Annotated in this window: 24 protein-coding genes; 10 read left to right on the forward strand and 14 right to left on the reverse strand. The window is 67.9% G+C overall.

Annotated features, from left to right (window positions below):
- Positions 1-68 precede the first annotated feature (68 nt).
- On the forward strand, positions 69-440 hold the full coding sequence (locus tag MXB53_RS07990; RefSeq protein ID WP_248896850.1) for a hypothetical protein: 372 nt from the start codon (positions 69-71) through the stop codon (positions 438-440).
- Here the strand turns inward: MXB53_RS07990 and MXB53_RS07995 are convergent, their stop codons facing one another.
- Positions 441-1,094: an ArsR family transcriptional regulator gene (locus tag MXB53_RS07995; RefSeq protein WP_248896851.1), complete on the reverse strand. Its 654-nt coding sequence runs from the start codon at positions 1,092-1,094 to the stop codon at positions 441-443.
- An 89-nt stretch (positions 1,095-1,183) separates the two neighbouring features.
- On the opposite strand from MXB53_RS07995, the gene MXB53_RS08000 reads away from it, so the two are divergent.
- Both MXB53_RS08000 and MXB53_RS08005 read left to right on the forward strand, forming a co-directional pair.
- Positions 1,184-1,453: a BolA family protein gene (locus MXB53_RS08000; protein WP_248896852.1), complete on the forward strand. Its 270-nt coding sequence runs from the start codon at positions 1,184-1,186 to the stop codon at positions 1,451-1,453.
- A gap of 37 nt (positions 1,454-1,490) precedes the next feature.
- Entirely contained in the window at positions 1,491-2,921 is a 1,431-nt protein-coding gene (locus tag MXB53_RS08005) for a class II fumarate hydratase (RefSeq protein ID WP_248896853.1), read from the forward strand.
- An 82-nt stretch (positions 2,922-3,003) separates the two neighbouring features.
- Here MXB53_RS08005 and MXB53_RS08010 read toward each other — a convergent pair whose 3' ends face one another.
- The 3 genes from MXB53_RS08010 to priS all read right to left on the reverse strand — a co-directional run bounded on the left by MXB53_RS08010 (position 3,004) and on the right by priS (position 6,650).
- Entirely contained in the window at positions 3,004-4,554 is a 1,551-nt protein-coding gene (locus tag MXB53_RS08010; protein WP_248896854.1) for a M61 metallopeptidase family protein, read from the reverse strand.
- A gap of 84 nt (positions 4,555-4,638) precedes the next feature.
- On the reverse strand, positions 4,639-5,493 hold the full coding sequence (locus MXB53_RS08015; RefSeq protein WP_248896855.1) for a hypothetical protein: 855 nt from the start codon (positions 5,491-5,493) through the stop codon (positions 4,639-4,641).
- The gene (gene priS / locus MXB53_RS08020) at positions 5,490-6,650 is read right to left on the reverse strand and encodes a DNA primase small subunit PriS (RefSeq protein ID WP_248896856.1); all 1,161 of its coding nucleotides are present in this window, start codon (positions 6,648-6,650) and stop codon (positions 5,490-5,492) included. The genes MXB53_RS08015 and priS overlap by 4 nt, the downstream gene beginning before the upstream one ends.
- Before the next feature lie 161 nt (positions 6,651-6,811).
- On the opposite strand from priS, the gene MXB53_RS08025 reads away from it, so the two are divergent.
- Positions 6,812-7,828 carry a mechanosensitive ion channel family protein gene (locus MXB53_RS08025; RefSeq protein ID WP_248896857.1) on the forward strand — a complete coding sequence of 339 codons (1,017 nt, stop codon included), beginning with the start codon at positions 6,812-6,814 and terminating at the stop codon, positions 7,826-7,828.
- A gap of 3 nt (positions 7,829-7,831) precedes the next feature.
- Here MXB53_RS08025 and MXB53_RS08030 read toward each other — a convergent pair whose 3' ends face one another.
- From MXB53_RS08030 to MXB53_RS08045, 4 genes are all read right to left on the reverse strand, one after another.
- Positions 7,832-8,236: a universal stress protein gene (locus tag MXB53_RS08030; RefSeq protein ID WP_248896858.1), complete on the reverse strand. Its 405-nt coding sequence runs from the start codon at positions 8,234-8,236 to the stop codon at positions 7,832-7,834.
- Positions 8,237-8,365: 129 nt separating this feature from the next.
- A complete protein-coding gene (locus tag MXB53_RS08035) occupies positions 8,366-8,566 on the reverse strand; it encodes a dodecin (RefSeq protein WP_248896859.1) in 201 nt (66 codons plus the stop codon).
- Positions 8,567-8,627: 61 nt separating this feature from the next.
- Positions 8,628-9,287, reverse strand: a complete 660-nt coding sequence (locus MXB53_RS08040; protein WP_248896860.1) for a DUF2238 domain-containing protein — start codon at positions 9,285-9,287, stop codon at positions 8,628-8,630.
- Positions 9,288-9,944, reverse strand: coding sequence for a hypothetical protein (locus MXB53_RS08045; protein ID WP_248896861.1), 657 nt, complete (start codon positions 9,942-9,944; stop codon positions 9,288-9,290).
- A 132-nt stretch (positions 9,945-10,076) separates the two neighbouring features.
- Between MXB53_RS08045 and MXB53_RS08050 the strand changes: the two genes are divergently transcribed.
- The 3 genes from MXB53_RS08050 (at position 10,077) to MXB53_RS08060 (ending at position 13,703) form a co-directional block, all read left to right on the forward strand.
- Positions 10,077-10,841, forward strand: a complete 765-nt coding sequence (locus MXB53_RS08050; RefSeq protein WP_248896862.1) for a PGF-CTERM sorting domain-containing protein — start codon at positions 10,077-10,079, stop codon at positions 10,839-10,841.
- A gap of 260 nt (positions 10,842-11,101) precedes the next feature.
- On the forward strand, positions 11,102-12,550 hold the full coding sequence (locus tag MXB53_RS08055; protein WP_248896863.1) for a replication factor C large subunit: 1,449 nt from the start codon (positions 11,102-11,104) through the stop codon (positions 12,548-12,550).
- Positions 12,551-12,635: 85 nt separating this feature from the next.
- Complete coding sequence (locus MXB53_RS08060; protein ID WP_248896864.1) at positions 12,636-13,703, forward strand: zinc-dependent alcohol dehydrogenase family protein; 1,068 nt, start codon at positions 12,636-12,638, stop codon at positions 13,701-13,703.
- Here the strand turns inward: MXB53_RS08060 and MXB53_RS08065 are convergent.
- A complete protein-coding gene (locus MXB53_RS08065; protein ID WP_248896865.1) occupies positions 13,690-14,553 on the reverse strand; it encodes a COX15/CtaA family protein in 864 nt (287 codons plus the stop codon). The genes MXB53_RS08060 and MXB53_RS08065 overlap by 14 nt on opposite strands.
- Positions 14,554-14,734: 181 nt before the next feature.
- On the opposite strand from MXB53_RS08065, the gene MXB53_RS08070 reads away from it, so the two are divergent.
- Entirely contained in the window at positions 14,735-16,993 is a 2,259-nt protein-coding gene (locus MXB53_RS08070; RefSeq protein ID WP_248896866.1) for an NADP-dependent malic enzyme, read from the forward strand.
- A gap of 8 nt (positions 16,994-17,001) precedes the next feature.
- Here MXB53_RS08070 and MXB53_RS08075 read toward each other — a convergent pair whose 3' ends face one another.
- Positions 17,002-17,436: a universal stress protein gene (locus tag MXB53_RS08075; protein WP_248896867.1), complete on the reverse strand. Its 435-nt coding sequence runs from the start codon at positions 17,434-17,436 to the stop codon at positions 17,002-17,004.
- A 169-nt stretch (positions 17,437-17,605) separates the two neighbouring features.
- On the opposite strand from MXB53_RS08075, the gene MXB53_RS08080 reads away from it, so the two are divergent.
- A complete protein-coding gene (locus MXB53_RS08080; RefSeq protein WP_248896868.1) occupies positions 17,606-17,761 on the forward strand; it encodes a DUF7563 family protein in 156 nt (51 codons plus the stop codon).
- A gap of 20 nt (positions 17,762-17,781) precedes the next feature.
- Here MXB53_RS08080 and MXB53_RS08085 read toward each other — a convergent pair whose 3' ends face one another.
- On the reverse strand, positions 17,782-18,429 hold the full coding sequence (locus MXB53_RS08085; protein WP_248896869.1) for a DUF6517 family protein: 648 nt from the start codon (positions 18,427-18,429) through the stop codon (positions 17,782-17,784).
- A gap of 101 nt (positions 18,430-18,530) precedes the next feature.
- Between MXB53_RS08085 and dph5 the strand changes: the two genes are divergently transcribed.
- Positions 18,531-19,319, forward strand: coding sequence for a diphthine synthase (gene dph5, locus MXB53_RS08090; protein WP_248896870.1), 789 nt, complete (start codon positions 18,531-18,533; stop codon positions 19,317-19,319).
- Here the strand turns inward: dph5 and artA are convergent.
- The 3 genes from artA to MXB53_RS08105 are packed head-to-tail and all read right to left on the reverse strand — an operon-like array spanning position 19,316 to position 22,730.
- Positions 19,316-20,260: an archaeosortase A gene (gene artA / locus MXB53_RS08095; protein WP_248896871.1), complete on the reverse strand. Its 945-nt coding sequence runs from the start codon at positions 20,258-20,260 to the stop codon at positions 19,316-19,318. The genes dph5 and artA overlap by 4 nt on opposite strands.
- Before the next feature lie 51 nt (positions 20,261-20,311).
- Positions 20,312-21,385 carry a DUF7350 domain-containing protein gene (locus tag MXB53_RS08100; RefSeq protein ID WP_248896872.1) on the reverse strand — a complete coding sequence of 358 codons (1,074 nt, stop codon included), beginning with the start codon at positions 21,383-21,385 and terminating at the stop codon, positions 20,312-20,314.
- A 58-nt stretch (positions 21,386-21,443) separates the two neighbouring features.
- Positions 21,444-22,730, reverse strand: a complete 1,287-nt coding sequence (locus MXB53_RS08105) for a DUF7405 family protein (RefSeq protein WP_248896873.1) — start codon at positions 22,728-22,730, stop codon at positions 21,444-21,446.
- Positions 22,731-22,836: the final 106 nt, after the last annotated feature.

Here is a 22,836-nt window from a genome sequence, read left to right on the forward strand (position 1 = left end):
CCGGGCGGACTTGAATCCATTCGTTCCCGCGTCACAACGCACTTGACCGTCGCCGTCACAGTCACGGTATGGGTCGCCTTCGCCGCGTGTTCGCGCCGCGACAGTTCCTCCTGGCGCTCGCGCTCTCGATCGCCGGCCTCGTCGCCGGGAGCGCCGTCCCCGTCGTCGGCATCGTCGGCCGGTTTCTGGGCGTCGCGCTCGCGGGCTTCTGTCTCGCGTTCGTCGACTCCGAGCGCCGGTACGTCGAAGCGGGTCTCGCGGGCGCTCTCGCCGCCGGCGCGGGGTTCGTGCTGTCGGCGTTCACCTCCGCGTTCGCACCCATAGCCGCCGACTACGGCCTCCGCATCGCGGGCGTCGGGGTCACCGCCGGACTGGTCGCGGCGCTGCTCGGGCATTACTTCGGTCGCGATCTCCGGGCGGGACTGACGCGGGACCTCTGATCAGGCGAGTCGCCACTCGTCGCCCTCGCGCTCGATCAACCCGCGGTCGGCGAGCGTGTTCAGCGCCCCTCGGACGGCGTCGGTCGGCGCCTCGACGGCGTCGACGATCTCCGCCGTCGTGCCGGAGGCCGTCGCAACCGCGGCGAGCACCTCCGCGTGGAACCGGCTGTCGGCGTCGACGCCGAGGTGGTCGTCGAGGCGGTCGAGGATCTCCGTGACCCGGCCGTACACCCACCGCTGGGCCAGGGAGAGTTCGTTCTCCAGCGTCTGCAACTGGTCGAACGCCGCCGCGAGTTCGCCGACGTCGTCGTCGGCCTGGGCCGGCGTGTCGAGCGAGAGGTGTCGACAGCGGCCGTTCATGTCGAGACTCGGATTCGCCGGATAGGCGCTCTTGACGCCGAACCCGTACGGCGAGACGCTCACCTCGAGGCGAAGGTTGCGCGAGATATGGAAGTATTTCCGACGCTGATCGTCGGTGTGACTCTCGACCAGTCCCGCCTCCTCCAGTTTCCGGAGATGGTCGATGACCGCCTTCGGACTCACGCCGAGATACTCGCTGATCTCGGTGACATAACAGGGCTTTCGAGACAGCAGTCGAAGGATCCGCCGGCGGTTCTCGTTGCCGAGGAGATCGAGTAGTACCGCCGAGTCCATAACGTGAGGTTAGCGGCGGTAGGTAAAAAGGCTCCGCATGCTGCCCCCCGATCCGTCAGCTTTTCCGCCGTGACCGCCCGAGTCGGGGTATGGACACTGCCGAGGTCGAACGACTCATCGAGGAGGGCATCGAGGACGCCGACGCGACGGTCACCAAGCCCCGCGTGCCCGACGAGGACCACGAGGACGCCCACTTCGCCGCCGTCGTCGTCTCGCCGGCCTTCGAGGACCTGTCGCTCGTCCAGCAACACGAACTCGTCTACGACGCGCTCGACGGCTACATGACGACCGACATCCACGCCCTGGAGATGAAGACTTACACGCCCGAGGCGTACGAGGAACACGGCCCCGAGGCGTAGCGGTAACTTTTACGACGCGGCTCCCGTCGGTCTCCGCATGAGCGACGACTCCGAGACCGACGGCGACGTCCGGACCGAACGGGACAGCCTCGGCGAGATTCGCGTGCCCGCCGACGCGTACTGGGGCGCCCAGACCCAGCGCGCCGTCCAGAACTTCCCCATCAGCGACGAAACATTCGGTCGGCGGTTCGTCCGCGCGCTCGGCATCGTCAAGAAGTCCGCAGCGCGGGCCAACCGCGACTTGGGTCTCCTCGACGACGAGGTGGCCGACGCCATCGTCGCCGCCGCCGACGAGGTCATCGCCGGCGAGCACGACGACCAGTTCCCGGTCGATGTCTTCCAAACGGGGTCGGGCACCTCCTCGAACATGAACGCCAACGAGGTTATCGCCAACCGGGCGGCCGAACGGCTCGGCCACGAGGTGGGCGACCGAGTCGTCCATCCGAACGACCACGTCAACTTCGGGCAGTCCTCGAACGACGTGATTCCGACGGCGATGCACGTCGCCGCCCTGGAGGCGGTCCAGAACGATCTGGTTCCCGCCTTGGAGACGCTGGCGGCCGAACTCGACGCCAAAGCGGAGGCGTTCGACGGCGTGGTCAAGACCGGCCGCACCCACCTGCAGGACGCCACGCCCGTCCGCCTCGGCCAGGAGTTCGGCGGCTACCGAACCCAGGTCGAGAAGGGGATCGACCGCTGTGAGTCGGTCACGCCACGGCTGGCCGAACTCGCCCTCGGCGGAACGGCCACGGGAACGGGATTGAACACGCATCCGGAGTTCCCCGAACGCGCCGCGGAGTACATCGCTGCCGAGACGGGGCTCCCCTTCCGCGAGGCCGACGATCACTTCGAGGCACAGGCCGCCCACGACGCCATGAGCGAGGCCCACGGCGCGCTCCGGACGGTCGCTGGCTCGCTCAACAAAATCGCCAACGATCTTCGCCTGCTCGCGTCCGGCCCACGCAACGGTCTGGGCGAGATCGAACAGCCCGAAAATCAGCCCGGGTCCTCCATCATGCCCGGGAAGATCAACCCCGTCGTCGCCGAGGCGGTCAATCAGGTCCACACCCAGGTCGTCGGCAACGACGCCGCAGTCTCCGCCGGTGCGGCCGGCGGGCAACTCGACCTCAACCTCTACAAGCCCGTCGTCGCTCACAATTTCCTCCAATCCACCGACGTCCTCGCGAACGCTGCGGAGGCGTTCGCCGAGAAGTTCGTCGCCAAACTGGAAGCGAACGAGGCCCACTGCGAGGCGGCCGTCGAGCGGTCGATGGCGCTCGCGACGGCGCTCAACCCCGCCATCGGCTACGACAAGGCCTCCGAAGTGGCGAAGACGGCGCTCAAGGAGGACAAGACCGTGCGCGAGGTGGCCGTCGAGAAGGGGTACCTGACCGAGGACGAGGCCGACGACGTACTCGACCCCGAGCGGATGACCCACCGCGGCATCCTCAGCGCCGACGACGAGTGAGGCGGATCGGCGTGAACCACCAGTAAAACGAGCCGTCCGAGACTGAGGCGACGCGTCAGCGGCGGCGCCTCGGGAGCGAATCTCATTCCCGGAGGCGGAGCGTCGCGAGTACGACGGCGACCACAGCCACGACGACGTCGAACCCGGGTGCCCCGCCGCTGGTTCCGGTCGCTGCGGGGGTCGTCCCCGTCGTCTCGCCGCCGGCTGTCGCCGTGGCGCCCTCCGCCGCCGGCATCGGATCGACGCCGCCGTCCGCTCCCTCGACGAACGGGTGGTCGCCGCGGTCCAGTTCGGCCCCGCTCGCCGCCCCGTCGCCGTCCGGATCGAGCGACTCCGCGGCGACGTAATATCGGGGGTTCTCGGGGAGCGGCGGCAGGGCGTCGCCGACGACGTAGCGGTCCAGCCACGATCCGATCGACTCGTCGCCGGTCACGCCGATCACCGCCGCGCGGAAGGCGCGGTAGTCCCGGAACGACTCGGATCGCCCCTCGAAGACATCACGGAGGTCCCGCTCACCGCCGGTCCGGCGCTGGATCCGTGCGTCGAGCGCCGCGAGGACGTGTGCGCCCTTGTCGTAATGGGCGGTCGTCCCCCGCCAGGTCCACGGTTGCGAGAGGATCACCGACTGCCGGTCGGGAGCGTACTCGGGCGCGCGGAGTCCGTCGAGGAACTCGTCGTAGGTGCCGACGCCGTCGTTGAGCGCGAAGACGCGGCCGTAATACTCCGCCGCCGCCTCCGTCAGCCACGCCGCATCCCCGGCCCCGACCGGTCCGAGGCGCGTGTGGACGTATTCGTGGGCGAAGACGGTCCCCGTGTCGGCGAACTGGAGCGCCGCCTCGCTCACCCAGAACGCGTCGTCGACGGTCGCTGCCTCGATGCCCTCGGTCTCCGAGGCGTTCAACGGGAGAACGAATACGGTCACTGCGTCCCGCTGGACGCCGAAGTCAAAGTGTTCGTTCGCGGTGCGGAGGAAGTCTGCTGCCCGCGACGTGTCGACGTCCTCGCCCCCGAGGACGAACGTCGCTCGCTCGTCGGCGACCGTCACGTTCCGGCGGTCGTGCGCCCCGAGATACGCCAGGTGGCTGGCCGCGTACCCGGGTTCATCGCTCGCGACGCCGAAGGCGGTGGTTCTGACCGGTCGCTGGTCAGTCCGGGCCTGGACCCGGGTGTTCGGCTCCGAGACCAGCCCCCAATCTTCGCGCTCGACGCCGCGTACGCCGTCGGCGAGCGACTCGCCGACCGCGAGTCGCACCGAGACGCTCGGGCGTTCGGTCTCACCGTCCCAGCGGAACCACCCACTCGAGCGCTCGAACCCGTCGGTCGATGCGACCGAGACGCCGTCGGCCGACGTGCTCGGTATGCCGACCCGGAGTCCCGTCACCGACGGCGGGATCCGGTAGTCGAACGTGATCGTCACGCTCCCCGGTTCCGGATTCCGCGAGGCGATGGCGCGCTGGTGGATGACCGGCCGGTCCTGCTGTGGAGCGATCGGCATCGCCGCCGCGTCGACGGCCGGCGTCCACGTCGCCGTCGCCTCGGCCGCCGTCTCAGTTCCGCCGGCGACGGCTGGCGCCGACCCAGCGGCGACGAGCAGTACCACGAGAACCAGCGTTCCCACCCGACGGTCGAGCATGGCCCGCCTTGGGAGTGGGGTGGCAAGTATCTGTGGCCCCTCGCGCAGTACGCGGCGTCGCTCGGGGCGCGAAAAACACCGATCCTACTCCGCGTCGAGTCGCTCGGCGGCGTCGCGAGCCAGCAGCGGTTCGGCGTTCGGCGTCGGCAGCGTCACCACGTCCTCGCTCGCGAGGTCGTACTCGCGCTCGTCGACGCCGAAGATCTCGCCCACGTCGCGAGTGATGCGGAGAGTCGTGCGGTCGGCGTCCGGGGTGTCGCCCCCGTCGGGCGTGGGCGATCCGCCGCCGTCGACCGAGGCAGGCGAAGAGTCCGCGTCGCCGTGCCCGGTGGGGGCCGTATCGTCCTCGCTCGAAGGGGTCGTGGTTGTGGGACCGGCCTCGGCAGACGTCTCCGTGCCGCCGCCCATCGCCTCCGCGAGGAGGTCGTCCGGATCCGGCGGCGACGGCTCGTCCGATGGTTCCGGGGACGGGTCGGTCGACGCGGGGTCCGGGTCGGCATCGGGTGTCGCGTCGTCGCCCGCGTCGTCCGTCGCGGCCGAATCGGCGTCGGCATCGCCGACGAGAGAACCGATCACCATCTCGCGGTTGTCCTCGATGCGGGCGACCAGATCCTCGAACAGTTCGCGCTCCTCGTCGGTGAGGCCCTCGTCTTCGGTAGCCATGCCCGCGGCGGCGAACGTCGCACGCTTGACGATTTTTCCCACCCGGCGCTCGTAGATGCTCTCGACGACGCCCTCGGCCGTCTCGATCTCGTCCGTGAGCCGCGTGACTTCCGGCGAGGAGAAGGGATCGTCCGCCTCTTTGGCAGCCTGTTCGCGTTCCGCCTTGCGCTCGGCGATATACTCAGCCACGTCCTGGTAGAACGAGTCCCGCAGGTGCTGGAGGCTGTCTTTCTGCCGTTCGGTGCGCTGGACGGAGCGCAGTTCCTCGACGTTCATTCTTTGACTTTTCGGGCCCGGTCGCGCGTCATCAGGAAGACGCCGACGCACTCCGGTACTGAGTGCTCACCGGCGTCCAGTGTAAAACTGTCGCCGTCGAGTGCGACCGTCCCGGGATCGGTCACCTCGATCCGAACGGACTGTCGCGTGAACCGTTCGGGGACGGCGTCGACCAGCGGGTCGAAGTCGTCGATCTCGTCGCGGTCGAGGCGGCGGACGACGAGCCCGCTCCCGCCGTGGAGACTCCCCGGCAGGCGGATCAGCCGATGCGTGTCCGTCGTCACCGGTTCGTCGATGGGCGCCGTCTCCGCCGCCACCGTCTCTTCGGCGAGCGCTTCGACGAGGGTGCGCGCGCCCGGACCGCCGACCTCGACGTTGCCCCGGTCGACCGCGTCGGGGTTCTCGACGAAGGCGCCGAGCAGGGTGTCCGCCCGCCCCTCGCCGATGCCATCGAACGCCATGAGCCGTTCTTTCGCCGCCGCCTCGTCCAGCGACTGCAGGTCGTCGACGAACGTCTGCAGGCGACGGTGGGTGCGTCGTCCCCACCCACCGCGCGTGCGGAGTTCGCGCCGCGTCGTCCCGCCGACCGCGCGGGTCCGCACCAGTCCCTCGACGTCGAGGTCGACCGCGCGGACGTAGTCGACGATTTCGCGGCGGGCCGCCGAATCCAGGTCGGCCACCCCCTCGTCGCGGACGTGGACGTGGTAGCCGCGGCCCCCGGAGAACACCACGGTCACGTCGTCGAAGCCGAAGTCGGTCTCGAGGAGATCCAGCAACCGACGGAGGGCGTCCTTACACGCCGCGAGCATTTCCGCGTACGTGGCCGTCTCGGGGTCGATAGCCGGGAGGTGATCGGCGTCCAGATCGAACACGAGGTCGGCGCCCTGCCACCCCTTGTCGTCCATCGACGCCGCACCCGGATCGTCGTACTGCGCCGCGGAGAAGTAGACGTGTCTGGGCGCCTCGCGCTGGAGGAAGTCGCCCACGTCGCCGAGATCGTAGATGGACTGGTGGCGGACCATCGTGGTCGCCTCGCCGCTCGTCCACGGAATGTGCCCCCACTCCCGCGCCGATGCGGCAGGGGGGAGCGACGGGTCCGCGCTCCGGTAGTAGTCGCCGAACCGCCCCGTGAGATACTCGCGCGTCCGTCGGTCCATTCGTCTACGCCGTCGGCGGCGACGCTATAGTAGCTTGTGATACGGAGTATCGGAAGGCTGCAGGGGTCCTCGCCGGCACAGTCCGGCGACGATCTCTCGACAGGGACGAACCCCAAAGCTCGCGTGGAAACCCTTTTTTCCGGAGGTGGAGAGACACACCTATGGACATCGGGGCGGCCGCGCAGACGACGCCGGCACCACCGGCGGGAACGCCCGAGTTACTCCAGTGGCTCTGGACGTTCACCGCCGTCCGCATCATCGTGGCCTTGGGCATCGTCGGCCTCGGCATCGTCCTCTCGAAGTTCCTCGTCCGGTTGCTCGGCCGCCCCGTCGCTCGGCGATTCGAGCGCCAGAGCGTCGCCCAGACCGTCCTCGGTCTGCTTCGCGTCTCCACGGTCGTCATCGCCACGCTCATCGGCGGGAGCATGGTCGGCCTCGGCTTGGGCGACATCGTCCTCTCGGTGACGGTCTTCTCTGCCGTCCTCGGTCTCGTTCTCGCACCTATCGTCGGCAGCGTCATCAACGGCGTGTTCGTCCTCGCCGACAACCCCTACGAGATCGGTGACATGATCGAACTGGAGGACGGTCGCCGGGGCTTCGTCGACGACATCACGCTCCGCTATACGAAGATCTTCACGCTCGAAAACACCTTCCTGGTCATCCCCAACTCCCAGATGCGGGAACGCGACGTGACCAACTTCTCGGCGGAGGACGAGCGGACCCGCCTGTCGATCCCGCTGCTCGTCACCTACGAGGGCGACCTCAACCAGGCCCGACGACTCATGGAACGGGCTGCGCGGAACTGCGACGATGTCATCGAAGGCGGTCCGGACATCCGCATCGGAAGCGCGCGCTACCCCGCGAAGCCGACCTGCCTGATCGACGCCTACGCCGACAACGGGGTCCGGCTGGTGCTCCGATTTTGGGTGCGGACGCCGTACAAGATCCCGCGCGTCGAGTCGACCGTCCGCGAGCGCATCTGGGAGGGACTAGAGGACGCGAACGTGGAGATCGCCTACCCTCACCAACACCTGCTGTTCGACGAGACGAGCGGCCAGGCGCGGGTCGCCGTCGAGGAGGCGTCCGATCGTCCAGATATCGACCGGCGGCGCGAGGACAGCGGGCCGACGGGGTCGACCGGCGACGACGCGCCGACGGGTGAACCGCCGACCGAGTGACCGTCAGGACGTGTTGACCGTAATCACGTCACAGTCGAGTTTCTCTCGCAGGAAGGTGTCGATGTCGGGATCGTCGAGAAACCGGCGGAACGTGCGTCGCCACCGGCTGACCTGTTTCGAGCCGATGACGACCGCGTCGGCGTCCTCGGCCGCCACCTCGTCGAGGATGGTCTCCTCGACGAGAAAGCCCCGCCGGACGACGTAGCGCGCGCGGTCGATGGTGCCGAACTCGCGTTCGACCGACCGCTTCAGATCGGTCCGCGTGACCTCCCGCCCCTCCTGATAGAGGTCGACGTGAAGAACGGTCAGATCGGCGTCTCGTTCCTCCGCGATACGGACCGCCTCGGAGAGCGTCGCCCGGGAATGTCTCGTGAGCGGGTATCGGACCGGGACGACCACCAGCGTCATGTATCGACTGACGACGGTGGGCGGTTTCAATCTGTCCGATTCATACTGCCAGCTGTACGTCGACACAGATATTCGCCACCCCGAGAGGGCGAATCTCTCGAAACGGGTACAGCCGATAGTATCAGTCGGCTAGTCCTCGAGTTCGAACGCCACCACGACTTCGGCCTGATACTCGCGGTCCTCGACGCCCGCGACCTCGACGCCGAGCTCCTCGACTTCGACCCATTTCACGTTGTCGAGCGTCTCGGTGGCCCGGTCGATGGCGTCGTCGGCCGCGTCGTCGAAACTCTCCTCGCTCCGTCCGATCAGGGTGATCTTCTTGAATACCATTGGTCAGGACTCCTGTCACACCTTCACCAACGATCGACTTAAATCCACAGCCGACTCCCGGCTACGCGTCCGTGCGGCCGAAGCGCTCCGAGAGCGCACCGACCACGTCGGTCAGGTGGGCCGTCCCCCACACCGCGACGATGATCCCACCGAGCGTATCGAACAGCAGGTCGAGCATCGTGTCGTCGAGGCCGTACTGGACGAGAATACTCTGAGATCCCGAAGCCGAAGCGATGAGCGTGACACCGAACTCGATGACCTCCCAGAACACGCCGAACGCGAGGACGAACAGCAGGATGAACACGAACATGAACCGTTCGGGGAGCGAGACGGCGTCTGAGTGGAGTTCGATGGCGCGGGCCGTGGCGTACCCCGCGGCGGCGACGATGGTCGACGACAGGGTGTGTGTCATGTGGTCCCACCACCAGACGCTCCGGTAGAGGTTGGTCGACGCGCCGGGGAGCCCGGCCGTCCCGAGAGCGTGAAGGAAGACGGCGACCGTGATCCACAGCGTCAGCGCCGAATCCATGGGAATGTGGTAGTCGCGTTCGAGGACCGCAGGGAGGTGTGTCACCCCGAACCCGATGGTCGCGTTGATGACGATGCCGGGATTGCCGCGCTCGAGACCGATGAAGACCAGGCCGACGAGCAGAAGTTGCATCACGCGGGTGAGCTGTCGTTGCCGGCGCTCGCTCACCCCGAGGTACTCGCGCAGGCGCATCTACGTTCCCTCCGTCGGCACGGCGCCGGCGGGGTATCGGTCGCTCGTGTCGTAGCGTCGGAAGTAGAACTCGAAGACGACGCCGGCGATGACGCCCGCGATGGTCGCGGCGACGAAATCCCACATGAGCGCCTCCTCGACGGCGTGCTCCGGGCGGCCGTCGAGGAGGAGTTGGGTCCCGAGGAAGATGTCGGAGAGCCACCGGGCCTCGGCCCACACGCCGGCGGTGGCGACGGTGGCGATGACGACGAACAGCACGGCGAACGCGCGGTTCATCCGGACGGGCGTGAACACGTCGATTTCGACGGCGATAATGAGCGCGGCGGCGGCGACGGCGACGTACGTCGTCACCCGCCCCGTGAGCGTCACGTCCCCCACGGTCTGCCCGGCGACGAGGATGCGACCCAGCGCGGGAACGGAGGCCAACGCGAGCACTTCCCAGGGAACCATCGCATCGACGCGGCGAAAGGCGACGGCCGGAAGCACCGCGAGTACGACCAGCGCGAGCGTGAACGCCGCCCAGAGGACCCGGCCCTCCAGCACGGCGGCCCCGCCGATCAGGCAGAGCGCGGCCACGAACAGCCACCCGAGGACGGCGTTGAGCCGGCGTCGCTCGAACAACGCCCGGAACCCGGCGTCGGGATCGATGGTCAACATACGGTGCCATCCGTCGGTGGCGGTGAAAAGGACTTGGGCCGGAGTCCCATCACCGATTCCGCGCGGCGTCTGCGCACGGATCTATCTCAGGGCCTTTATCACACGCTCGGAGGAACACGCAGTCGCTTCATCATGTCACAGCTTCCTGGCCGCTATCGTCGAGCAGTCACTGCCATCGGGTTCGCCTGTCTCGGTCTCGCGCTCATCAGCGGGATGACCGTCGCCGTGAGCGGGCTTGCGGTCACCTCGCTCACCAACAGCGAGGCCCAGGCCGGACAGACGACGACCCACACGCTGGAGTATCAGGCCAACGAGATCAGTGCCGACGGCGAGACCGACGTGCTGTTCGTCGAGTTCCCGAACGCCTACGCCGGGAACCTCTCGTTTTCGTCCGCCGAGTTCCGTAATCGAACCAGCGACGCGACGGTCCCCGTGAGTTCGAGTACGAGCATCGTCGACGGTCCGGACGACGACGGGGTCCGTGACACGCTCCGAACCGGGGTCAGCAAGGACGCCGACTATCCGACCGACGACATCACCGCCACCTACGAGTTCAGCTTGACTCACCCGCCGGTCGAGGAGACGACGTCCTACGACCTGCGGCTCGTGGCGAACGACTCCTCGACGGGGACGAGCGAGACGACGGCCACCGACGCGATAACCGTCGTGGCCGGTGACGATGCGACGGCGACCGCGACCGCGACGGCGGAGCCGACCGCAACCACGACGGCAACGCAGACGGAGACCGAAACGGCAACGGCATCGCCGACGGCGACGGAAGCGATGACGGACACCGCGACCGAGGCAGAGACCACGTCGGGTGATGGACCCGGGTTCGGCGTCATCGCCGCGGCCGGAGCGCTGCTGGCTATCGGACTGCTGGCCCGACGCGACTAACGCCGCTTCGCGACTTTTTTTCGGCGTCCGACGATCGGCTTCGTAGAAACGAGACCGCGGCCCCGAACGACGGACCGATCGCGTTCGAACTGCCTATCCAGTTGGTGGTGGGGGGAGAGGCCGCGGACACGTTCGGATCGGCGGCGGTGACACATAAGTGTGCGACCAATGTTGTCGTGGATCCTGGACCCGTGTCGCCGACAGCGCGTTCGAGTCGGTGCTCCGCAACCACTAAACGCGCCCTCCGCCTTCGTCCGATAATGAGCGACTGGACGGAGAAATACCGCCCATCGACGCTGTCGGAAGTCCGCGGGAACGACAAGGCCCGCGACGCCCTGGCCGAGTGGGCGAAGACCTGGGACGACCACCGCGAGGCGGTCGTCATCCACGGCAGTCCGGGCGTCGGCAAGACGTCCGCGGCCCACGCGCTAGCGGCCGACATGGGGTGGGAGACGGTCGAACTCAACGCCTCCGATCAGCGCACGGCAGACGTCATCGAGCGGTTCGCGGGCCGGGCGTCGAAAAACACGACGCTCGCCGGATCGACGGAGGGCGACGGCGGTGGGCGCCAACTCGTCATCCTCGACGAGGCGGACAACATGCACGGCAACTACGACCGCGGCGGGGCGAGCGCGCTCACGCGCGTCGTGAAAGACGCCGGCCAGCCCATCGTCCTCCTCGCCAACGACTTCTACGAGATGAGTCGCGGGTTGCGAAACGCCTGCCAGGAGATCGAGTTCCGCGACGTCTCCGCGCGCTCCATCGTCCCCGTGCTCCGGGACATCTGCCGACGCGAGGGCATTGAGTTCGACGCCGACGCCCTCGACCGCATCGCCGAGGTGAACGATGGCGACCTCCGCTCGGCGGTCAACGACCTCCAGGCGGCCGCCGAGGGCGGCCAACGGCTGACCGTCGACGACGTGGCGACCAGCGACCGCGACCGCAGCCTCGACGTCTTCCCCTTCCTCGACGCGGTACTGAAAGAGGAGTCGGCCGAGGAGGCGATCCAGTCGGCCTACCGCGTCGACGAGACGCCCGACGACCTGACGAAGTGGGTCGCGGAGAACGTCACCAAGGTGTACGAGGGGCAGGAACTCGCCCGGGCGTACGACCATCTCGCCGACGCCGACCGGTGGCTCGGCCGCGTGCGCGCCAGCCAGGAGTACGGCTACTGGCGCTACGCGACCGACGCCCTCGCGGGGGGGGTGGCGGCGTCGCGCGACGGGTCGAAGGGCGGGTGGACGCGGTTCAACCGCCCGCAGTTCTGGCCGTCGTCGGATTCGACCGCCGACGAAGTGGTGCGCAAGGTGGCCGAGAGTGGCGGGTTCAGCATGGCGACCACCCGCCGGGAGGTGCTGCCCTTCCTCGCGGCGATGACCCACCACTGCAAGCCCCGCGAACTGACGGTGGCGATGGCCGCCTACTACGACTTCGACGAGGCGGCGGTGTCGTTCGTCACGGGGAGCGGCGAGACGACGAACAAGGTGGAGTCCATCGTCGCCGACGCCCAGGAGTTGCGCGAGTCCGCGATGGAGGCTCACTCGGAGGCCTTCGGTGGGGGGCGGGCGAGCGCGGAGACGGCGGAGCCGACCGATGACGCCGACAGTGAGGCCGATGTCGAGGCGGACACCGCTGACGACACCGGCACGGCAGCCGAGGCCGACGCCGACGATGACGACGGACAGGCCGGCCTCTCGGATTTCATGTAACGATGGTCGCCGTTGTACGTCAGTGCACGCCTGCAAACAGTTCCAAACGTGACGATATTTACGCCGGTGTGTCGTGGACTGGGCCATGCGCGCTGCAGTCCTCCGGGAGCACGGCGAACCGCTGGAAATCACCGATGTCGATCGTCCCGATCCCGCGCCTCACGGCGTCGTCGTCGCCGTCGAGGCGTGTGGCATCTGCCGGAGCGACTGGCACGCCTGGCAGGGCCACGGCGAGTGGGTCGGCGACCGCGTCGTCGACGGACAGATCCTTGGCCACGAACCGGCCGGGCGCGTCGTCGATGTCGGCGACCGGGTCGACACGCTCACCGAGGGGGACCGCGTCGCCGTCCCGTTCAACCTCGGCGACGGCTCGTGTCCCCAATGCCTGAGCGGCCACGGCAACGTCTGCGAGGACGGCCTCGCCCTCGGCTTCCAGACCGAGGCCCAGGGCGCGTTCGCCGAGGAAGTCCACGTTCCCCACGCCGACTACAACGCGATGGCCCTCCCCGACAGCGTCTCGGCGCGGGACATGGCGGCGCTCGGCTGTCGGTTCATGACCGCCTTCCACGCGCTGACCGCACGTGGGGAGGTCGGCGCCGGCGACTGGGTCGCCGTCCACGGCTGTGGCGGGGTCGGTCTCTCGACGGTTCACATCGCCGACGCCCTCGGTGCGCGCGTCGTCGCGGTCGACATCCGCGACGCGGCGCTGGATCTGGCGACCGACCTCGGCGCCGACGCGGTGGTGAGCGCCGACGGTCGTGAGCCGCAGGCGGTCACCGCGGACGTGCGCAGCGCGACCGACGGCGGCGCACACGTCTCGGTCGACGCGCTAGGGATCGCGGAGACCTGTCGCAACTCGGTGTTCTCCCTCCGTCGCCGTGGAACGCACGTCCAGGTCGGCTTGACGACCGACGAGGAGCGCGGCGAGGTGTCGCTCCCGGTCGAACGAATGGCGATGATCGAGGCGGACTTCCGAGGCGCCCGTGGAATGCCCCCGACGCGATACGACGAACTCCTCCGTCTGCTGGAGTCGAGAGCGATCGAACCCGGACGGATCGTCCGCCGCGAGGTGGCTCTCGAGGACGTGCCCGAGCGGTTGGCGGCGATGACGGACTACGAGACGACGGGCGTCGAAGTCGTCACCGAGTTCTGACGGTCGACCCCGTCGTTCCGTCGGTGTGTGCCCGCCGGGAGAGCACCGACGCGACGACGACGGCGCCCCCCGCCAGAAGGAAGACAGCGGCGTTGAACAGGCGAACGGTCGGCGTGTAGAAGACGAGGTCACGGCCGAGGAGCATCCCGACGAACAGCAAAGCGAGGGCGCTACCGGTCGCGAACCGGAGCCACGAGACGGCCGAGTCGGCGAGCCACCGCGTCGCCGCCAGGAGCGCCGCGACGGCGATGAGTGCCGCGCCGTAGAAGACGGCCTGTGCGGCCGGCGAGTACGGAATCGACGTGACGACGCGACTAGTGAGTGCGGCCACGCCGAGCGCGCCGAGCGCGATCGAGAGGGCCCGCTGGACCCCTCCCAGGGACGGCGACGTCTCCGGCCGCGCCGAGAGCGTCGTCCACACGAGCAGAGAGAAGATCGCGAGCGCGACCACGAGATGTGCCCCCTGCGTCGGGGCGGAGTACCCCGACGGGAGGAGCCCGTTCAGCGTCACCGTCACGGCACCGATACTGATCTGGAGTGGCAGGAGTACGACCGCGAGCGTCGCCGTGACTTTGGCACGCCGGTCGGTTCGGCGCCACGACCAGACCGCGGTCCCGAGGATGAACCACCCGGTCACCATCGCGACCAGGCGGTGGAACCACTCGACGAAACTCGGGATCGTCTGGGGCAGGAGCCCGTTGTCACAGAGCGGCCACTGGGCCGAACAGGCCAGTCCGGACCCCGTGGCGGCGGTGTAGATACCGAGCATGACGAGCGAGAGCGTCAGGCCCGTTGTGAACGCGGCGAATCGCGAGAACGTGATCGCCTCTCGGACCTTCGAACGGCGCATACGCGCGTCTCGGCACCGGGCGTACTTAGGCCTGTCCGAACCTTTCGAGAACTGGGAATGGCGGATCGGCGTGTGTCCTCCGGCGATGGCGTCTGTCTCCACGGCTCCCGTCGACGGCCGTCGAAGCGCATCTCGACGTCTCACGGATAGTTTTTTGTCCACCCCTTCTGTGGTCGCGGTTATGGGACTTGACGACGACGCCAGGGAGTATCACCGACAGGACCCTCCCGGGAAAATAGAGATTTCGACGACGAAACCGACGAACACCCAGCGTGACCTGAGCCTGGCGTACTCGCCCGGCGTGGCCGCTCCGTGCTCCGACATCCACGAGGACGAGTCGCTCGCCTACGAGTACACGTCGAAGGGGAACCTCGTCGGCGTCATCTCGAACGGGTCGGCCGTGCTCGGCCTCGGCGACATCGGCGCGCAGGCGTCGAAGCCGGTCATGGAGGGGAAAGGCGTCCTCTTCAAGCGCTTCGCCGACATCGACGTCTTCGACATCGAACTCGACTTCGACGACCCGGCGGACATCATCAAGTCGACGCGGGCCATGGAGCCGACCTTCGGCGGGATCAACCTGGAAGACATCAAGGCGCCCGACTGCTTCGAGATCGAGGAGCGCCTCCGCGAGGAGATGGACATCCCCGTCTTCCACGACGACCAGCACGGCACCGCCATCATCACGGGGGCGGGACTCGTCAACGCCGCTGATATCCTCGACAAGGAACTCGACGACCTGGAGGTCACCATCTCCGGTGCCGGCGCGAGTGCCATCGCCACCGGCAACTTCTACGCCTCGCTCGGCGTCCCCCGCGAGAACATCACGATGTGTGACTCCACGGGGGTCATCACGACCGAGCGCGCGGACGCGGGCGAGCTCAACGAGTACAAGGCGCAGTTCGCCCAGGACCGCCCCGCGGGCGATCTGGCCGACGCGATGGAGGGCGCCGACGTGCTGGTGGGTCTCTCGGTGGGCGGGATCGTCGATCAGGAGATGGTGCGGTCGATGGCCGACAACCCCATCATCTTCGCGATGGCCAACCCCGAACCCGAGATCGACTACTACGAGGCCAAGGAGGCCCGCGACGACACCGTCATCGTCGGCACGGGCCGCTCCGACTTCCCGAATCAGGTCAACAACGTCCTCGGCTTCCCCTTCATCTTCCGCGGCGCGCTCGACGTGCGCGCCACCGAGATCAACGAGGAAATGAAAGTCGCCGCCGCCCGTGCGCTGGCCGACCTGGCGCGCAAGGACGTCCCCGACGCCGTCGTGAAGGCGTACGGCGACCAGCCGCTCCAGTTCGGGCCGGAGTACATCCTCCCCAAGCCAGTCGACCCGCGCGTGATGTTCGAGGTGGCCCCCGCCGTCGCGCAGGCGGCGGTCGACAGCGGGGCGGCGCGGAAATCGATCGACCTCGACGCATACCGCGAGGAGCTGGAGGCCCGCCTCGGCAAGTCCCGAGAGATGATGCGGGTCGTGCTCAACAAGGCCAAAAGCGAGCCGAAGCGGGTCGTCCTCGCGGAAGGGACCGACGAGAAGATGATCCGCGCCGCCTACCAGATCACCGAACAGGCCATCGCCCAGCCGGTGTTGATCGGCGACCGCGACGCCATCTGGGAGACGATGGACGACCTCGGCCTCGATTTCGAGCCGGAAATCGTCGATCCCGGCGCGGACGAACTCGACGCGTACGCCGACCGCCTGTACGAGATCCGCAAGCGCAAGGGCGTCACGGAGCGGGAAGCGCGCGAACTCGTCCGCGACGGCAACTTCCTCGGGAGCGTGATGGTGGAGATGGGCGACGCGGACGCCCTGTTGACTGGGCTGACCCACCACTACCCCTCGGCGCTCCGGCCGCCGCTACAGGTCATCGGCACGGCCGAGGACGCCGAGTACGCGGCCGGCGTCTACATGCTCACCTTCCGCAACCGGGTGATCTTCGTCGCCGACGCGACGGTCAATCAGGATCCGGGCGCGGCCGAACTGGCCGAGATCGGCCGGCACACGGGCGAGTTGGCCCGGCGGTTCAACGTCGAACCGCGCGCGGCGATGCTGTCCTATTCGAACTTCGGGAGCGTCGACAACGAGGGTACGCGCAAACCCCGTGAGGCCGCGCGGATGCTCCGGGAAGACCCCAGCGTCGACTTCCCCGTCGACGGCGAGATGCAAGCCGACACCGCCGTCGTCGAGGACATCCTCCAGGGCACGTACGACTTCGCCGAACTCGACGACCCCGCGAACGTGCTCATCTTCCCGAACCTGGAGGCCGGAAACATCGGCTACAAACTCCTCCAGCGTCTCGGCGGTGCCGACGCCATCGGGCCCATGCTCGTCGGGATGGACAAACCCGTCCACGTCCTCCAGCGCGGCGACGAAGTCAAGGATATCGTCAACCTCGCCGGCGTCGCCGTCGTCGACGCGCAGGAGCGCGAAAACTAGCCGCCGCGTTACTCTTCGCCGATATTGACGACGAACACCGGCACTGTCGCGTTCTCGACGATGCGCTCGGTGACGCTGCCGAGATGTGCGAGGCGGTCCCGACCGGTCCGTCCGTGGGTGCCCATCGTGATGACGTCTACCCCTGCCTCGTCGGCGTATTGGAGGATGGCCTTGTAGGGGATTCCCTCGCGTACGTCGGTCACGACGTCGACGCCGGCGTCGGCGGCCGCGTCGGCGACGGCGGCGACGGCCGTCTCACCACGGTCACGCAGTCGCTCGATCAGGTCGTCGCGGTCCTCGTCGGCCGCGAGTTCGAAGCGGCGGTCGATGACGTACAGCGCGTGGACCGTCGCGTCGTGGTTCCGGGCCATCTCCAGCGCGTGTTCGAGCGTGCGGTCGACCCCTTCGCTCCCGTCCGTCGGAACGAGTATCGCGTCGTACATGGCCGACGGTTCGCGCCCACCGTACTTCAAACGATTCCTGATACTGTCGGCTGTGAGTCTTTCGAGGATTTCTCCACCCTCGGCGGTGAATATCTTGATCCAGTTACAGCCGACAGTACGAGCAGATGGCCGTAACGTACATGTTCGTTCCCTGCACTCATGTGAACGTATGCCGAGCTGTCAGAACTGTGGTTCGTTCGTTACCGACGACTACGTCCGTGTGTTCGCGCCGACCGGAATGACCCAGCCCCGCGTCTGCCCGAACTGTGAGGATCTGGTGCGCGACGGTGCCGACGTGAGGCAGGCGCGCGCGAGACGCACCTGAGAGCCGTTCAGTCTGGCGAGTTACTCGCTCGTGGCGTGTTCCAGGCCTTCGAGCAGGGTGACCACGTTCTCCTCTTCGTCCGAGAGTTGCTGCGGGTAGATGGCCACGGTGACGACGTAGTCGCTCTCGTGCTGCACGGTCGCGGCGTGAAGGTAGACGTCGACCTCGGCGCCGGCGAGCGTGGCCGTCCCTTCGAACTTCGTGACGGTCGCCGACTGGTCGACGATGGTCACCGTCCGTTCGCCGACGGCGTCGCCGACGCTGATGCTCTCGTACTGCGATTCGAACTGCTGCAGGACTTCCCGTTCGGACATGTCGGCGATGGGGTTGAACGACTCCGTCGCGATTTCCACCTGTGGGCTGGTGAACGCGACGAAGACGGCCGCCCGCTCCGAACCCAGCGGACCCAGATCGACCTGTCGCTCGTACTGGGCGAGCTGGTTCGTCACTTCGACTTCCCGAGTCTGGCCCGCGACGCTGAACTCGCGGGTGACGACCTGATCGGTGACGGTGACCTCCTCGTAGCCGGTCTCGGAGATGGCCTGGTCGGTGACGGTCGCCGGCGAGGCGCTGAAACTGAGCGATTCGCTGCCCGTGATGAACCCGCAGCCAGCGGTCATCGTCAGGAGTCCGACCGCGCTGGCGGTCACGCCGCGACGTGTTGGCATACCGTTACCACGCACCACGAAAACAAAAAGAACGTTGGTTTCGGTTGCCGGTAGCGCGGCAAACGCCTCGCTTTTTACTCGTCGCCCGAGTACGAACGCCTGTGCTCACTTTCGTCGGTCTGGGTCTCTACGACGAACGCTCGATCACGGTCGAAGGACGCGACGCCCTCCGCGCCGCCGACCGTGCGTTCGCCGAGTTCTACACGAGTCGCCTCGTCGGCACCACCGTCGACGAACTCGAAGCCCACCACGGCGTCGACATCGAGATGCGTGACCGGGCGGGCGTCGAACAGGATCCCGGTCCCATCCTCGATGCCGCCGCCGAGGGCGACGCCGTCTTCCTGACTGCCGGCGACGCGATGATTTCGACGACGCACGTCGACCTCCGTCTGCGGGCCATCGACCGCGGCGTCGACACCCGAGTCGTCCACGGCGTCACCGCCCAGTCCGCCGCCTCGGGGCTCACCGGCCTCCAGAACTACCGCTTCGGCAAGGCGGTCACGCTCCCCTTCCCACGCGCCCACGGCGGCGACGACGTTCCAGCCTCCGTCGTCGAGTCCGTCGAGGCCAACAAGGAACGCGGCCTCCACACGCTGGTCTATCTGGACATCAAGGTCGACGATGGCCGCGGCGACGACGCCGGCGAGACGTACATGACGGCCGACGTGGCCGCCGGCCTCCTTGCCCAGGAGTGGCCCGACGCCCTCGGCGTCGTCGTCGCGCGCGCCGGGAGTCCCGATCCGGTCGTCGACGCCGACCGCCTGTCCGCGCTCGCGACCCGTGACTTCGGCGATCCGCTGCATCTGCTGGTGTTGCCCGGCGAGAGCCATCACGTCGAGGCCGACGCGCTCCGAACGCTCGGCGGTGCGCCGGCAGCCCTGCTCGACTAGTCGGCGCCCGGGCCGACCTCGTTCGGGTCCGGCAGGTCCAGCGCCTCGCGCAGGTCGTACTCCTCACGGGTGATGACGTAGAGGACGTCCTCGACGATGGTCACCAGTTCGGGCAGCTCCCGCACCACGAGGTAGGTGACGCCGACGAGGGCGACCACTGCGAGCACCTGACTGATGACCCGGTCCGAGAGATAGAAGGAGACCTTGTAGGGGTCGGTGCCGCCGAACAGGAAGAGCACTTCGTCGACGAACCACTGCATGTACTGCTTGCCGAACATCAACCCGATGAACGTCGTCCGGGCGATGTTGAGGACGTAGATGATGGGGACGGCGATGGCGAGCGCGCGGAGCTTCCGACTCAGCGGCGCCTCGACGGCGGCGATGAGACCGACGAAGATGGCGATGCTCCCCAGCCCCGTACACGCGAGGATGATGGAGAACAGGATGGTGTGGCCGCCGTCGGTGACGAACTTGAACGTGTTGAGATACCCCTGATCGCCCTCGACGAGGGTCGGGTTGTAGCCGAGCAGTTCCATCGCCCACTGGGTCTGGGCGGTCGTATGAGCGATGAGGACGTGTCGGGGTGACGGGAGCGCGAGACCGGCGACCGTGAGCGCCGGAATCGTCTCGAAGGGGAGGTAGACGACACCCATGACGGCGATGGCCTTCGAGAGGACGAAGAGGGAGTCACGGCCGTCGTACAGGAGCCAGCCGACGTACAGCGACGCGGGGACCGCGACGAGCGAGAGAAAGCCTTCGACGAAGCTCCTCTGGACGAACGCGAAATGCGGGACGAGCGCGGCCCAGAACACGGCGAAGACGGCCCAGGCGGCCACCGTCGCCGTCCGAGCGTGGTCGCTCTCCCGGCGGCGGAGCAGGGCGCCGCTGAGAAAGAGGCCGATGACGACCCACGCGAGGGCGTCAGTTGTTGGGCCAGCCATACGCAAACCCACGCAGTCGACGGGTAAATCCCTTGTCGTTCGCCCGACGCGTCACGGAACCCGCACCGTCACATCCGACATTCCGTCGTCCAGACCGCCGAAGGCCGTCTCGTAGCCCTCGTGACGAGCGACCTGTGGCTGGACGGTTACGGAGAGCGTGAGTTCGTCGCCGGATTCGATGTCGTCGACGAGGGCGCCGTAGTGGTACTCGAGGTCGGGATCGATCGTCCGAGTAAACTCGCCGTCGAACACCGTCTCGCCGTCGCGCGTGAGCGTCCCCGCGAGTCCCATCGCCGGGATCACCATCCGGTTGTATCGGGTGCGCGCCGAGACGGCGAGGTAGATGCCGTCGCCGTCGACGCCAGCGGGTGGTGACTCAAGGGCCGTCACGACCAGGCGCGCGTCATTGCTGAGGCCCGAGCCGAGAGCCGTCCCCGGAAGGGCCGATTCGGCGGGCGCGACGCCGTTCGGAAGCGCCGCCATCGACATCGGCTGGATCGCACCGGGCGTTCCGGCGTCCGCCAACTGTTCGAACTCGATCTCGTTTTTCGCCGCCTCGCTGTAGTCGAAGGGGAACTCCACCGTCGCCGGGTCGTCGAACCGGTCACGGAAGGCACCCGTCCGCCGAGTCGACACGCCGCCGACGCTCAATAGGACGGTGTAGGTGCCGTCGCCGTCGAGACCGAAGTTCGCACCGTAATGTGTCCCCATGGGCTGTGAGAGCATAGGGTAGATCACTTCCTGGGAGACGAGCGAGTCGTCGCGATAGATTTCGATCGACAGCCCGGTTTCCGGGAGGACCGTCTCCGTTTCGGGGTCCCAGACGCTCGCCATCAGGTGGACCGCGTCGTCGGCCTCGATGTCGGTCCGGGAGACGCTGTCGCCGTTGACGTTCCAGAACCGGTGGGGGTAGCTGTACGTGAGACCGAAGGCGTAGTCGCCGGTGGTCTCCGTGCCGATCATCGCCATCCCCTCGACGTGCGTCGGTTTGTAGACGCCGTCCGGGCGGTCTTCGATGACGGGCGGGACGCCGGCCGGCCGCGTCTCGACCAGTCCGGAACAGCCAGTGAGCGACATCGCCCCGGCGACGGCTGCGCCGGTCCGGAGCAGTTCGCGACGGTTCATACCCCTCCGTTGTGGCCGGGCGTGAAAACCGGTTCTGATCCGTCCGCCGACTCCATCGTCATTCGGGTCGGGGCGCCGGCAGCGACCGGTGCCGGCGCGGCGGGACGAGGAAGTACCCTCGTCGGCGGACGAAGATGTACTCCAGAATGCCGTTGTTGACCCGCTGGCGCACGGCCGGGGTTAGCTCCGTCATATCGGTGCCGTTCATCGCCCGGCGGACGGCCTCGAACTCGCTGATCCGGCGCTGCAGCGTGGGGAAATGCAGGCTCGCGACCCGCTGGTCGGAGCCGATGTCGTCGGTCGATTCGAAATGCCGCCGGAGCAGGCGCACGGTGCCGTCCTCGTCGCGGTTGGCGCGCGCGGCCTTCTGGGCGTGGCCGACGCGGCCGTACTCCCGTGCGTGGCCCTCGATGTCGTCGACGAACTGGTCGATGCCGCTGTCGGCGCCGAGGTTGTCGCCGACGCCCTCGACTAGGTCGTGTTCGACGTGTCCCGGGCTGAACAGTTCCATCACGCGCTCGTCGGCGGACTGCTCGCCGTACCAGTCGTCGAGGCGCTGCCGGAGGTTGGCGATGGCCTTCGTCGTCCCGCCGGCGAAGGGACCGTCCGTGAGCGTGACGGCCGATTCGGTCGCCTGATTCCCGCGGAAGCCCGCCTCGAACCCCATGAACAGCGGCGCAGCCTCCGGGACCGGCCGGGAGTCGGGGATGCCCGCCGCGTCCTGGTTCTCGGCGGGGAGACCCGCCCCGACGAACCCCGTCCGGCGGGAGTCGACCGTCACGACATCGGTCAGCGGGGGGATGGTCACGCCGTTGGCGGACCCGCGTTCGCCGCGCAGGGCGCGGTCGGCCGCGAGCACGACATCGGCCCGGTCGCTCGCGAGGTGGAGTACGGCGTCCTGGCGGTCGAAAGTGGGCGACTCGAAGGGTGAGAGTGCGGTCGGCTGTGGCAGGTCGACGGATTCCGGTAGCGGGTCGTCGAACCGGTCGAAATACGACCGCGAGTAGGCGATGGAGTGGAGCAGTCCCTCGTGACTCCACTCGTAGGCGTGGTCGAGACCGTCGAGCGCCTCGGCGAGCGCCCGGCGGTCTGCGTCGGACGGCGGGTCGTCGCCGTCGAGGGTCAGATAGAGGAGGATCTGGTGGCGGGGGAGTTGCGTGTTGCCGTGGTCGTCGTGGCGAACGTACTCCCGCCACGCGTGCTGGCGCGGGGGTTTGGCGTCCGGATCACCCGTCGGCACGGGGTCGCTGTTGCGGTCGAGACAGGCAGTCAGGGCGCTCGCGCTTCCGAGTGCGACTGCGGCTTTCAGCACGGCGCGTCGAGAGTGGTCGCCGTCGCGGGGCATCTAGCCGTTCTTTCGGCTTGGTGGACAAGCGGGTTGCGGTTCGTAGTGCCGCCGCTCGGAGAGAGAGTATCGGAACGAAGTTGTGCGTGGGTGATGCCCCGGATGG

It is taken from the genome of Haloplanus sp. XH21 (assembly GCF_023276355.1).
Classification (GTDB): domain Archaea; phylum Halobacteriota; class Halobacteria; order Halobacteriales; family Haloferacaceae; genus Haloplanus; species Haloplanus halobius.

Bases quoted from the DNA above. Each gene is read 5' to 3' on its own strand.
- MXB53_RS08100 (WP_248896872.1), bottom strand. From the start codon at position 21,385: ATGAACCGTCGCGAACTGCTCCGGACCGGCGCAGCCGTCGCCGGGGCG.
- MXB53_RS07995 (WP_248896851.1), bottom strand. From the start codon at position 1,094: ATGGACTCGGCGGTACTACTCGATCTCCTCGGCAACGAGAACCGCCGG.
- MXB53_RS08105 (WP_248896873.1), bottom strand. From the start codon at position 22,730: ATGCCCCGCGACGGCGACCACTCTCGACGCGCCGTGCTGAAAGCCGCA.
- MXB53_RS08050 (WP_248896862.1), top strand. From the start codon at position 10,077: ATGTCACAGCTTCCTGGCCGCTATCGTCGAGCAGTCACTGCCATCGGG.
- MXB53_RS08065 (WP_248896865.1), bottom strand. From the start codon at position 14,553: ATGCGCCGTTCGAAGGTCCGAGAGGCGATCACGTTCTCGCGATTCGCC.
- MXB53_RS08025 (WP_248896857.1), top strand. From the start codon at position 6,812: ATGGACATCGGGGCGGCCGCGCAGACGACGCCGGCACCACCGGCGGGA.
- MXB53_RS08055 (WP_248896863.1), top strand. From the start codon at position 11,102: ATGAGCGACTGGACGGAGAAATACCGCCCATCGACGCTGTCGGAAGTC.
- MXB53_RS08040 (WP_248896860.1), bottom strand. From the start codon at position 9,287: ATGCGCCTGCGCGAGTACCTCGGGGTGAGCGAGCGCCGGCAACGACAG.
- MXB53_RS08000 (WP_248896852.1), top strand. From the start codon at position 1,184: ATGGACACTGCCGAGGTCGAACGACTCATCGAGGAGGGCATCGAGGAC.
- MXB53_RS08045 (WP_248896861.1), bottom strand. From the start codon at position 9,944: ATGTTGACCATCGATCCCGACGCCGGGTTCCGGGCGTTGTTCGAGCGA.
- MXB53_RS08010 (WP_248896854.1), bottom strand. From the start codon at position 4,554: ATGCTCGACCGTCGGGTGGGAACGCTGGTTCTCGTGGTACTGCTCGTC.
- MXB53_RS07990 (WP_248896850.1), top strand. From the start codon at position 69: ATGGGTCGCCTTCGCCGCGTGTTCGCGCCGCGACAGTTCCTCCTGGCG.
- priS (WP_248896856.1), bottom strand. From the start codon at position 6,650: ATGGACCGACGGACGCGCGAGTATCTCACGGGGCGGTTCGGCGACTAC.
- MXB53_RS08070 (WP_248896866.1), top strand. From the start codon at position 14,735: ATGGGACTTGACGACGACGCCAGGGAGTATCACCGACAGGACCCTCCC.
- MXB53_RS08060 (WP_248896864.1), top strand. From the start codon at position 12,636: ATGCGCGCTGCAGTCCTCCGGGAGCACGGCGAACCGCTGGAAATCACC.
- MXB53_RS08075 (WP_248896867.1), bottom strand. From the start codon at position 17,436: ATGTACGACGCGATACTCGTTCCGACGGACGGGAGCGAAGGGGTCGAC.
- MXB53_RS08080 (WP_248896868.1), top strand. From the start codon at position 17,606: ATGCCGAGCTGTCAGAACTGTGGTTCGTTCGTTACCGACGACTACGTC.
- MXB53_RS08085 (WP_248896869.1), bottom strand. From the start codon at position 18,429: ATGCCAACACGTCGCGGCGTGACCGCCAGCGCGGTCGGACTCCTGACG.
- MXB53_RS08035 (WP_248896859.1), bottom strand. From the start codon at position 8,566: ATGGTATTCAAGAAGATCACCCTGATCGGACGGAGCGAGGAGAGTTTC.
- MXB53_RS08015 (WP_248896855.1), bottom strand. From the start codon at position 5,493: ATGAACGTCGAGGAACTGCGCTCCGTCCAGCGCACCGAACGGCAGAAA.
- MXB53_RS08005 (WP_248896853.1), top strand. From the start codon at position 1,491: ATGAGCGACGACTCCGAGACCGACGGCGACGTCCGGACCGAACGGGAC.
- MXB53_RS08030 (WP_248896858.1), bottom strand. From the start codon at position 8,236: ATGACGCTGGTGGTCGTCCCGGTCCGATACCCGCTCACGAGACATTCC.
- artA (WP_248896871.1), bottom strand. From the start codon at position 20,260: ATGGCTGGCCCAACAACTGACGCCCTCGCGTGGGTCGTCATCGGCCTC.